The following is an 11,495-nucleotide window of genomic DNA, read 5'->3' on the forward strand; positions in this document are numbered from 1 at the left end:
TCCTCACTTCACCTCGAACTGTGGATCGACCGGGATCTGCATTGCCGTCACCAGATGGTTGGTCTGTCCCGCCAACCCGATGATCGACACCAGTTCGCCATGCTGTGCGTCTGTCATGCCCTTGGCGCGCGCCGCCGCGGTGTGCGAATGGACGCAATAGGAGCAGCCATTGGCGGTCGACACCGCGATGTAGATCATCTCCTTGGTCAACGGATCGATCGCACTGTCTGCAACCATCACCGCCTTGAGCTGTTCCCAGATACGCTTCAGCGCCGCAGGATCATTGGCCAGCCCGAGCCAGAAATTATTGACGAAATCGGATTTGCGCGTCGCGCGGATGTCGTCGAACACCGCCTTTAAGGCCGGGATTTTCTCCACCTCGGCATCGCTCAGGAGTCTGGTGGTGGCCATGGTGTTTCCTTTCGTTTTTCGATGCCGGACGTTTGAATCGGACGCTGAACAGCCGCCGCTATCCATTCACTTCATTCGCCTATTCGCCTTTTGCGGCGCAAACGGCACCGCGAGGGTATGTCGAGATTCAAGTCAAGCTGGCGTTTGCAGGCCGGCCTCACCTGAATACCGACACACCCTCTAATGCACCGCCGCATACATAATCTTCTCCTCCGTCGCCTCCGCCGGCGAAAACTCTTCGACGATGCGGCCTTGGCGGCAGACCAGGATCCGGTCGGACAGGTTCATGATCTCCGGCAGGTAGGACGAGATGACCACGACGGCCAGACCCTCGTCTGCCAGCCGGTTGATGATCTGGTGAATCTCGGCGATGGCGCCGACATCGACGCCGCGCGTCGGCTCGTCGAAGATGACGACGCGCGGCTTTTGCACCAGCCCCTTGCCGATAACCACCTTCTGCTGGTTGCCGCCGGAAAGCTCAACCACGCGCGCATTGTCGTTGATCGCCTTGATATTCAGCGTCTTGGTCCATTCGGCGGAGAACGCGCGCATTTCCTGCTGGTTGATCACCCAGGCCGTTTCGCGGCCGGCTGCCAGCAGCCCGCCGAACAGGTTCTCGGCAATGCCCATCGTCTCGAAAATGCCTTCGCTCTTGCGATCCTCCGTGACGTAGACGATGCCGTCGGCTACCGCTTCGCTCGGCACGAGATAGCGCACCGGCCTGTCGTCCAGCTCGATCGCCCCGCCGCGCAGGAAATCGCGTTTGTAGATGCCGGACACGATTTTGAACGTCTCGGTACGGCCGGAGCCGATCAGCCCGAAGACGCCGGTGATCTGGCCTTCGAAGATCGAGAACGAATTGTTGCGCACGACATTGCTCATTGAGATGTCCTGCACCGACAGAACTTTCTTGCCCGCCTTGCGCAGCCTGGCCTCGTCTCGCTGGCGATAGATCTGCCCGGACAGCGTGCGCCCGACCATGGCGGCAACGATCCGGTCGCGATCGAAGGCCGACGTGTCGTCGGTGATGGCCAACTCGCCGTCGCGCAGGATGGTGATACGGTCGGCAATCAGCAGCGCCTCTTCCAGCGCATGGCTGATGAAGACGATGGAGACGCCGCGCGCCTTGAGCCGCCGGATCAGCGCGAAGAAGTGCCGCTTTTCCTCCGGCGTCAACGTCGCGGTCGGCTCGTCGAAGATGATGATCTCGGCATTGTGGTGCACGGCGCGCGCGATCTCGACCATCTGGCGCTTGGCCGCGCCAAGCGTCGCCACCATGGCGTTCGGGTCGACCGGAAAATTCAGCGACTGCAGGAACTGCTGCGCGGAAATGTAGGTGCCGCGCAGCCGGTTGAGGAATTTCTCGGTGCCGAGATAAAGATTCTGCGCCACCGTCATCGACGGCACCAGGCTGGTCTCCTGGAACACCATTGCGATGCCCGCCTCGAGCGCCGCATGCGGCGAGGCGTAAGCGATCTCGCGTCCCTTGTGGAACATCTTGCCCGAACTGGCGTCGACCACTCCGGCGATGATCTTGGTCAGCGTCGACTTGCCGGCGCCGTTTTCGCCGAGCAGCGCGTGGATCTCGCCCTTGCGCAATTCGAAGCTGACATTCTTGACCGCGGGCACGCCGCGATAATTTTTGGTGACATTCTCCAGGCGCACGATTGGTTCCATCAAAACCCCCCGGCATCGACAGCCAACACGCAGTCGCCGCCCTTCGAGGCGACGAACAGTTCGCCATCTTTTTCAACCACGCTGCAAATGCCGTGACGTATGCCGTTGGCGCGGCTGTGCAGGCTGAACCGAGGCTGCATCTTCTGGTCGAGCCTGACCACCAGACCGTAGGAGCGGCTCGGCGACCAGGGCTTGTGGATGCCCATCGTGCGGATGCCGCCGCATTGCAGCGGTTCGAGGAAGCTGCGGCTTGAGGCCAGAGCCGGTGCGATCCAATAGGCCGGCGGCACCTGCTCGATCATGTCCTGACGGTAATGCGTCTCCTGCAGCACGAATTCGATCAGCCGGTTGCGCGGCGCAAACAGGGTCAGCCAGGCGCCGCCATCGGCTGCCGGCGACAGCCGCGCGGGATAGCCGGGCAGATGGGTCAACACCGTCGAGCGGCTGCCGCTTGCCGCCTCGAAGCGGATGAGCTGATGGCGCCAGCTCTCGCTCACCAGCACATCCCTGCCGATGGGATGGAGCCCATAGGGAAAGGCGATGGCGCCGGCCACCTTGCGGAAGGTCCCGCCTGCCGCATCCTGCTTCCAAAGCGATCCGGACGCGCCTTTCTTCATCAGGTCGGCCGCCCATTGTGATGGTGCGAATTCGGCCGAACCATTGGCCAGCCACAGAGCGCCGTCACCGGGATAGGCGAGCGCGGTGATGCAGCTGACACCAGCCGGTAGCGAAACATCCCTACCGCCGACCAGGAGCTTGCCGCTTTCCAATCCGACCGTCAGCTCACCCGATGGCGAGAACGCCAGCGCGGTAACGGTGGACGCAAAGGTCTCGACCAACTTGGGCGCGGTACCGGCGGCAATCGAATAGACGGCGTTGCCGCTGGAAGCGAGCAGCTTGTCGCCAGAGATCAGCAGATTGTCCGGCTCGGTCAGTTCGGCAAACGCCGGCGCATCGTCAAGCTGCGTGTTGGGTCGGAAAGCGCCATCCAGCGGCGGGATCGTCACCGCCTTGCCGCGAAATAAATCCAGGATGGGATCGAGGATCATCGCTTTGCTCCCCAATAGGAAGCCGGGCTGGTCCAATTCGGGTCGGCGCCAGCAATCTTGTAGCGGCCGATGCGGTTGTTGAGGATGCCGCCGACGAAGAGATATCCCTTGTGCTCGCGCATCGAGGTGACCATCGGATGCGCGCCGCCCGAGAGGTCGCCCATCGCTTCGACGATGTTGCCCTCCTCCGTAAATTTCACCACGCCCCCGGTATTGATGTTGGGGAACAGCCACTCGTCCTGCGGCAGCCGGCGCGTCATGCGCTTGCGCATGTCGGGATGGCGCAGCGACAGGTCGAAGCTCGGCGTGCGCATGCCGAGCCACGCCATCCAGTAATTGCCGTCCGACGCCCGGTTGATGTTATCAGGATAGCCCGGCATGTCCCGGATGACGCATTCGGCGGTGCCGGCCTTCGGCCCTTCCAGCCAGTAGCGATGCACGCGGCAGGCCCAGCTCTCGGCGAAGAACAGCGACTTGCCGTCATGCGCCATGCACACGCCGTTGGTGTAGCGGTAGCCGTCGAGCAGCGTCCTGGTCGATCCGTCCTTCGGGTCATAGACCAGAAGACGGCCGGTGGCGCGGTTCTCGATCGAATCCAGCGCCCAGTCATGCGCGTCATAGCGCTTGGTCGAGTCGGTGAAATAGATGCGGCCGTCCGGTGCTATGTCGCAGTCGTTGGGATCGCGCAGCCGTGCGTCGTCGACGACCGATGTCCAGGAGCGCGACGTTTCGGCCGACAGGCGTTTGACCTCACGATCGGGCGAGACGGAATAGAGCCCCATGGCGCCGACACAACTGATCAGATTGCCTGATTTGTCGAAGGCAAGGCCGAGCGGAAAGCCGCCGATATGAGCGAACACTTCCGACTTCACATAGTCCGGCGCGAAGAAGCGGACGATCTCGCCATGGCGCGTGCCGCAATAGAGGTGGTCGTCACGGTCGAGAATGACATCTTCCGGTCCTTCCAGTTCGCCGAGCCCGATATGGTCGGCGCCCGACAGCCGATTGTCGAGTTCGTAGGATGTGCCGGAGCCGGGCGCCGCCGACTGCGTCTCGCCCATCCTGAGATAGACCGGCGCGACATAGACCTCGTTCAGCACCTTGTGGCGGTTCTTCAGCCAGCGGATGTCGATCGTCACCGCCACTGCCAGCATGATGCCCAGCACCATCTGGTTGGTGCCGGTGCCGTAGCCCAGCCTGATCAGGCCGTTGGTCATGGTCAAAACGATGATGGCGCCCATCAGCCCCTTGATCACCGAGCCGCGCCCGCCTCCGAGGCTGACACCGCCGACCACCGCCGCGGTCAGCGCCATGATCTCGAGGTTGAGGCCGGTGCCCGGCCCTGCTCCGCTCAGCCGGCAAGCTATGAGGAAGCCGCCGATCGAGGCGCAGAAGCCTGAGAAGACATAAGTCATGAACACGGTGCGGCGCACACGGATGCCGGCATTGTGGGCAGAGCGCCGGGAGCCGCCAACCGCCAGCACATGCCAGCCGGGCCGCGAGCGCGTCAGCGCGATATGAGTGACGATGGCGAGGATAATGGCCAACCACACCGAGACCGACAGGCCCCAGAAGGTGCCGTCGCCGATGAAGTCGAGCACATCGGAGGTGGCTAGGGACAGCTGCACATCGGCGGCATAGGTGGTGACCAGGATGTCGAACAGCGCCCGCCCGAAAATGAAGGTCACCAGCGTGGTGAGGAAGGCGCGCAGCCTGAGGTATCCGACGAGATAGCCGTTGACGGCGCCGAAGACGAGGCCGGCGGCAAGCGAAGCGGCCAGCGCCAGCCAGATCGACTGTTCGAGGATGAAGAAGACATAGACGGCCGAAAAGCAGGACAGCGCAAAGATCGAGCCGACCGACAGGTCGATGCCGCCGCCAAGCATCACCACCGTCATGCCGGTGACGACCATCGAGAATTCACCGAGCTGGCGGGTCGATTCCTGCAGCGAGGTCAGTTTGAAGAAGCCCGGAATGATCGAACCGAACACGCCGAGTGTTGCCACCAGTGCCAGGAAGGGAATGGCATTGTCGGTCCAGCGCTTGGTCAGTATCTCGCCGACCAGATGGTCGGGCACGAGATTGTAGCGCCAGGCCTGGAGGCGTTCGCGAAAGGACATCAGGTCACTGCTATTGCGAGAGAAGAGAAAAAGGTGGCCGGGTAATCGCTCCGGAGCAATTCTCAACTTCGCCGCTGCCCCTCATCCGCCTGCCGGCACCTTCTCCCCGTGAAGAAGGGGGAGAAGGGATAAGCTCCAGCGTCGACACCCCCTCTCCCCGTTTTCACGAAGAGAGGGTAAGGTGAGGGGCAGCGCCGAGGTTGGAGATTGTCCACGTACAACCCGGCCGCCATGTTGATATTAGGCGTAAACTCGCGACCTACTTCGCCGCAGCTTCCGCTTGCAGCGCCTTCAGGTCCCAGCAGCTGTCGGGCTTGAGGTCGGCCTTGGTCGTCGCCTTCTCCAGCGTGTAGATGTAGGTGTGCGACGTGCCGGCCGGCTGGCCGCTCTGCAGCAGGAACTTTATGATGGCGTTCATGTCCCCCGACTGCCGGGCAAGGTCGGTCATGACGACCGCGCCATAAGTGCCGTCCTGCAGCTTGTCGCAGTCGGCCGCCTTTTCGCCGCCTCCGGTGGTGACCAGGAAAACCTTGCCCTCGAGCTTGGCATCACGGATCGCGGCCGACGCGCCAGTAGCATCACCATCCCAGAAGTCGATGATCGAGCAGATGTCGGGGTTCTGCTGCAGCATCGTCGTCGTGACATTGCGCGAGGTGGTCGCATCCCAGTTGGAGTCGGGCTTGGCCACGACCTGAAACTCGGGATGCTTTTCCAGTACCTTCATGATGCCGGCGTACTGATAAAGGCTGGAGGAGTTCGCTTGATCGCCCTGCACAAGGCCGATCTTTTTGGACGAGTTCTCGCCGCAGCCCTTGATCGCGGCTTCCGCCTCGAGTTGGCCGAGCCGGTCCCAATCGCTGCCGACAAATGCATCGGCCGGGAAATTGGCGGGATTGTCGACCAGGATCACGTAGGTGCCGGCTGCCTGCGCCTTCTTCATCAGCTTGGAGTAGGAATTGAGGTCGGGCGCGTGGATGATCAGCACGTCAGGCCTGGTGTCGGAGGAGATGGCATCGGTGATCGCCTGCGCGCCGGCATCGACGACCCAGTTCGGATCGCGCGTCTCGAACGTGCCGCCCCAGGCCTCGACTTCGGTCTTCAGATAGTGCGCCCAGCCCTGCGCCAGGTCGAAGCCCATCGCCAGCGGCACCAGCATGACGCGTTTGCTCTTGAGTGCCTGCGCATAGGCAGCGGGGCCCGGATCGTCGGCAGCGAAGCTCGGCGCCACGAACGCGGTGACCGCAAGCGCCGTCGCGGCGGCCATCAATGTTTTGATCAGTTTCATGTCACATCCTCTGGTTGGTCGTTGTTATTTACGGCCGGCCCCAACCGTCCGCTTTGGTTTAGTCTTCCTGTTTGAGCATGATCTTTTCCGAAAAGTTCCCACTTTTCGGGATCATGCTCTAGATGTCGCCCTGCTGCGCCGTCTGTTCGTCACGCGGATTGATGATGCCGTCGACGATGATGGCACCGAGCAGGATCGCCGCCTTGATCAGGTTTTGGTAGAGCAGCGGAATGTCGATGATGGTCATCGCATTGAGCAGGATGCCGATCAGCGCCGCTCCGACCAGCACGTTTCGCACCCCGCCTCGTCCGCCCGAAAGCCCGATGCCCCCGATCACCGCCACCAGCACGATGTCGTAGAGCAGCGTCGAGTTGACGACGCGGGTGTTGATCGAATGCAGGCTGGCCGCTGTCAGCAGGCCGGCGATCAGCGCCACGAAGGCGGAAAGCACATAGCGCAGCACCAGCATCGGCCGCACTGGAATACCGATGTTGCGCGCGGCGACCGGATTATCGCCGGCGAAATAGATGTAGCGGCCCCATTTGGTGTAGCGCAGGAATAGGAAGAACAGGAAAGCCAGTGCAGCGAAGACGAACACCTCGATGGGAATGTCGAGGAAGCGCAGGCCGCCAAGCAGTTCCACCCAATGGCCCTGCGGCACCGGAACCGCATCCTGCGTGATCAGTTGCGAGCGCACATAGCCGAAGACGAAGGAGCCGGTGGCAAGCGTCACGAAGATCGCCGGCACGTCGGCGTAAGCGACGAGAAAGCCGTTGAGCAGGCCGATGGCGAGCACGCCGGCCAGCACATAGGCGAAGGCGAGCCCGTCAGGCGTTCCTGAATTCATCAACTGCAGATACCAGGCGACCGACATCGCCATGATCGCCACCGCCGAGAGGTCGATGCCACGGCCAATGATGACGACCGCCATGCCCAATGCCAATATGCCCAGTACCGAGACCGAACGAACGATGGCAACGAGATTGTTCGGAGCGATGAAGCCCGGCAGGCCTATGGCCGCGGCAATGAACAGCATCACCGCTATGGCAAAGACAATACCTTCCTGGTTCAGGCTCTTGAAACTCGGCCGACCGATCGCGTTCATTGTCTGTCTTCACCCCGGCGGCAGCGCTGCCGCCCCTGGGAAGAAAGCTAATCGGCTCAACGTCGGTTCGTCAAATGAATCCGCGTTCAAAACACGGACTGCCGACGAGACTCGCGATGTGGACGCATTGATTGCTGATGCTGGCGCAATGCCCGGAAACTTCAGCACTTTTGGCAATTGTTTGCGCCATCCCTGCGTCTTGCGCAAGCACGACACCAAGGCGCAAGGCGAAGATGGAATTTAACCCTGCGGTGGATGGGAAAATTCGATTTCAGTTCCCGGCCATGTGGCCGGAAACCTCGGCGCCGGCGGTCCTCGGCAACACCAGGAAACGGAACGACGCCACCAGCCCGATGACGCCGATCACCAGGAAGGTGACTCGAAAATCGACGAGGTCCAGCGCCGGCTGGGCCCTGGCGATCTGCGACAGGTTGAGGATCGCCGCAGCTATCGCCACACCGAACAGCATTGCCACCTGCTGCAGCATCGAGGACAGGGTCGCCGCCGAGCTGCGCTGCGCCGCGGCGATATCGGCGAAGGCCAGCGTGTTCAGCGCCGTGAACTGCATGGAACGCGACAGGCCGGCGATCAGCATCAGCCCCACCACGAGCGCCTGCGGCGTCTGCGGCGAGATCGCCGCGCAGGCCATGATCGATGCGGACGCAATGACGCCGTTGACGACCATCACCGAACGAAAGCCGAAGTGGCGCAGCATCGGCGTCGTCACCGTCTTCATCCCGAGATTGCCGAGGAAATAGGCCAGGATCATCATGCCGGCATCGACCGGGCTCATGCCAAAGCCGACCTGGAACAAAAGCGGCAGCAGGAACGGCGTGGCGTTGATCGCGACGCGGAATATGGTGCCGGCCGCAAGCGTCGAGATGGCGAAGGTCAGCACCTTGAACGAGGACAGGTCGAGCAGCGGATGGGGCGCGCGCCGGAGATGCCGCACCGCCAACCAGCCGATGACGATCCCTGCCGCGACCAGCAGCACCGTCGGCAGCACGCCGTCGTCGGGATGCGCGATACGCTCGAGGCCGCAGAGAAGGCAAGCAAGTCCCGCCGATGTCAGGAAGAAACCCGGCCAGTCGAGTGGCTTGGGATCGGCTTCACGGTCACCGGGGATGAAGCGGGCGACCAGCGCCAGCCCGATCAGCCCAAGCGGGATGTTGATGAAGAAATTCCAGTGCCAGGAGAGATAGGTGGTGATGAAACCGCCAAGCACCGGACCAACGACAGGCGCGAACAGCGCCGGCCAGGTGATGAGCGCGGTTGCGTTGAGCAGTTCCGATTTTGACGCGTTGCGCAGCACTAGGATGCGGCCGACCGGCGTCATCAATGCGCTGCCCAGCCCTTGCGCGGCGCGCGCCGCGACGAACTCGGTGAGATTCTCGGAGAAGCCGCAGGCGAGCGAAGCCAGCGTGAACAGTGCGATCGCCATCAGGAAGATGTTGCGCGCGCCGAACCGGTCGGCGAGCCAGCCCGACAGCGGCACGAACACCGCCATGGTCAGCATATAGATGGTGATGCCGATGCTCATCGCCACCGCCGGCACGCCGAAGGAGGCACCCATCTGCGGCAGCGACGTCGAGATGATCGTCGAATCCAAGAGCTGCATGAAGAAGGCAATGGCGACGATCAGCGCCACACGCCGCGAATTGCTGGCTGGGTCGGCTAAAACTTCAGTCTCGGGGATGGCAGTCATGACGGACCGCTTTGAACAGCATTTGGCCGGCGGCGTCCAGATCCGTGACCATTCGCGCCGGCCGGAAAAGCCGCGACGGCTTTGCCGCCAGGCTCTCCACCGATCTCGGCAAGCCGGTCAAGGCTGTGGCCGACTGGCAAAGTTGCGTCGAGGCGCCGACATCGTCGTCGAGGCCTCGCGGCTGCCGGAACCGCAGCCGCTGCTGAAGACCGAGTGGATCAAGCGTGGCACGCTGGTCGTGCCCTATGGCACGATGAGCGCGGTCCGAAATACCTGTCGCCGGTCGGCGGCGCATCGGCCGGCTTCGTGCCGCTGCAGAAGACGGTAACATCGATCCTGGCCGCCATCCGCCACAAGGCCAATCCGGTGATGCTCGATTTCCTGCCCGTCTCCGAGGGCGTCGAGGACCATGCCACGCAGACGCCGCTGGCCGTTTCGAAATGCGCCGCCATGATCGCACTGTGGCGCCGGTTGATCGCCTTCGAACTGATGGCGGCCGCCCAGGCCGTCGACCTGCGCGACGGGCAGACGCTGGCGCCGCGCATGGCCGCTATCCATAAGGCGATACGCGCGCTGGTGCCGGCGCTGAAGGAGGATCGGCCGCTCGGCATCGAAGCCGAAGCGCTTCATGCCGCGCTTGTCGATGGGAATTGGCAGCCGATCTTAGCCCCGGCCGACCTTGTCGAGGAACAGACGTAGCTCGGCCGGGTCCATGTGCACCACATGCCTGTCCTCGGGATAGACGCCGCTGTTGACGTCGGCGACATATTCGGAGAATGCGGCCACCCGCTCCGCCTGCAACCGATCATATTCAGCGGCGAAGTTGCGATAGACCTTGGAGTGTCGTGGCATGTGGCCCCGATTCTGCCCGAGGATATCTTCGGCGAACAGATATTGCGCGTCGCAACCGGTGCCCGCGCCCATCGACAGCATGATCAGCGAGGTACGCTCGGAGATCGCCTTGGCGACCTCGACCGGCACCACTTCGATTTCGGCGCCGATGGCGCCGGCGGCCTCGAGCTGTTTCACCGCTTCGAACACCTGCATGGCGGCGCCGGCGGTCTTGCCTACCGCCTTGAAGCCGCCGGTCCACGTCGCGCGGGATGGAATGAGGCCGACATGGCCGATGACGGGGATGGCATCGTCCGCCATCCGCTTGATGGTGGCGTAGCCCGCGCTGCAATAGACCGCGTCGGCGCCGGCCTTGTAGAGCCGGAAAGCCCAACGCAGGAAATCATCCGATGTGCCGATTTCGTAGAAATTGTCTCCCGGCATGGTGAACAGGCTCGGTGCCGCATCGCGGTATTGCGGGTTGAGCACGAGTTCCGGCGGCACGGAGACGATATCGACCCCTGCCCGCTCGGCGGCTTCCGCTTCGTCCAGTGTCAGCACGCGCAGCATCGTCAGCTGACGCTTGCCCTTCATGGCGCGCAGGTCGGCGACGGTCGGTCTCTTTCGGCTCATAAACGTCCCTCTTTTGCTTGCCGCGGTGCCGGATCGGTTTGCCGCGCTTTAGATCTCGATCATCACCTTGCCAGCTTCAATCTTCACCGGATAGGTCGCAAGATTGACGCAGACCGGCGCGCCCTTGGCCTGGCCGGTCTTATAGTTGAAGCGGCCATTGTGCTTTGGACATTCGATGATGTCGTCCATCACCAGCCCGTCGGCGAGATGTGCCTTCTCATGCGTGCAGAAACCGTCGGTGGCGAAGAATTCATTGTCCGGGGAGCGATAGATCGCGAAGGTTCGGCCACCGTGGTCGAATCGGATGACATCCTCTTCCTCGACATCGTCCACCGCACACGCTTCAATCCAATCGGCCATCTCTGTCTCCCGCAAGCATTCGCGCCCCTTATTCAGCCGCCGCCGACATGTCGAACTCATGGAATTCGCCGCGATAGGGCCTGGCCGTCGGCGGCAGCTCGCGCTTGAGGTAGTAGTCCTCGTATTTCAGCTGCCTGAGCAGGACCGGCCAGACCTCGCGATAGGCATGCCACATCGACGGGTTCGGCACGGGCAGGTCGTGCTTGATCAGCTCATGCAGCCTGGGCAGCGCATGATAGGGCACCATCGGGAACATGTGGTGCTCCACATGATAGTTCATGTTCCAGTAGATGAACCGGCTGATCGGGTTCATGTAGAC

10 protein-coding genes and 2 pseudogenes are annotated in these 11,495 nt (G+C 62.6%); 2 read left to right on the forward strand and 10 right to left on the reverse strand.

What is annotated here, in order from left to right; all coding sequences use genetic code 11:
- Positions 1–3 precede the first annotated feature (3 nt).
- The 7 genes from FJ443_RS30025 to FJ443_RS30055 form a co-directional block, all read right to left on the reverse strand.
- On the reverse strand, positions 4–411 hold the full coding sequence (locus FJ443_RS30025; RefSeq protein ID WP_140666841.1) for a carboxymuconolactone decarboxylase family protein: 408 nt from the start codon (positions 409–411) through the stop codon (positions 4–6).
- Between the two features lie 180 nt (positions 412–591).
- Entirely contained in the window at positions 592–2,088 is a 1,497-nt protein-coding gene (locus tag FJ443_RS30030) for a sugar ABC transporter ATP-binding protein (protein WP_140666843.1), read from the reverse strand.
- A complete protein-coding gene (locus tag FJ443_RS30035; RefSeq protein WP_140499872.1) occupies positions 2,088–3,137 on the reverse strand; it encodes a hypothetical protein in 1,050 nt (349 codons plus the stop codon). Before FJ443_RS30035 ends, FJ443_RS30030 begins: the two co-directional genes overlap by 1 nt.
- Positions 3,134–5,257, reverse strand: coding sequence for an SMP-30/gluconolactonase/LRE family protein (locus FJ443_RS30040; protein WP_140666845.1), 2,124 nt, complete (start codon positions 5,255–5,257; stop codon positions 3,134–3,136). The genes FJ443_RS30035 and FJ443_RS30040 overlap by 4 nt, the downstream gene beginning before the upstream one ends.
- Before the next feature lie 259 nt (positions 5,258–5,516).
- Positions 5,517–6,542, reverse strand: a complete 1,026-nt coding sequence (locus tag FJ443_RS30045; RefSeq protein ID WP_140557939.1) for a sugar ABC transporter substrate-binding protein — start codon at positions 6,540–6,542, stop codon at positions 5,517–5,519.
- Between the two features lie 118 nt (positions 6,543–6,660).
- On the reverse strand, positions 6,661–7,647 hold the full coding sequence (locus FJ443_RS30050) for an ABC transporter permease (RefSeq protein ID WP_140499878.1): 987 nt from the start codon (positions 7,645–7,647) through the stop codon (positions 6,661–6,663).
- Between the two features lie 271 nt (positions 7,648–7,918).
- Complete coding sequence (locus tag FJ443_RS30055) at positions 7,919–9,352, reverse strand: DHA2 family efflux MFS transporter permease subunit (RefSeq protein ID WP_140666847.1); 1,434 nt, start codon at positions 9,350–9,352, stop codon at positions 7,919–7,921.
- Positions 9,353–9,389: 37 nt separating this feature from the next.
- Here FJ443_RS30055 and FJ443_RS30060 point away from each other — a divergent pair.
- Positions 9,390–9,617: pseudogene (locus FJ443_RS30060) on the forward strand (ornithine cyclodeaminase family protein); the annotation flags it as partial.
- Positions 9,617–10,051 (forward strand): annotated as a pseudogene (locus FJ443_RS30065) (aromatic amino acid lyase); the annotation flags it as partial. The pseudogenes FJ443_RS30060 and FJ443_RS30065, both read left to right, overlap by 1 nt.
- Here the strand turns inward: FJ443_RS30065 and FJ443_RS30070 are convergent.
- From FJ443_RS30070 to FJ443_RS30080, 3 genes are all read right to left on the reverse strand, one after another.
- The gene (locus FJ443_RS30070; RefSeq protein ID WP_140557936.1) at positions 10,016–10,816 is read right to left on the reverse strand and encodes a 3-methyl-2-oxobutanoate hydroxymethyltransferase; all 801 of its coding nucleotides are present in this window, start codon (positions 10,814–10,816) and stop codon (positions 10,016–10,018) included. The pseudogene FJ443_RS30065 and the gene FJ443_RS30070 overlap by 36 nt on opposite strands.
- Positions 10,817–10,864: 48 nt before the next feature.
- A complete protein-coding gene (locus FJ443_RS30075) occupies positions 10,865–11,176 on the reverse strand; it encodes a MocE family 2Fe-2S type ferredoxin (protein WP_140557934.1) in 312 nt (103 codons plus the stop codon).
- A 28-nt stretch (positions 11,177–11,204) separates the two neighbouring features.
- The coding region (locus FJ443_RS30080; protein ID WP_181169675.1) for a fatty acid desaturase at positions 11,205–11,495 on the reverse strand (291 nt) is incomplete at its 5' end.

Source organism: Mesorhizobium sp. B2-6-1 (assembly GCF_006440475.1).
Classification (GTDB): domain Bacteria; phylum Pseudomonadota; class Alphaproteobacteria; order Rhizobiales; family Rhizobiaceae; genus Mesorhizobium.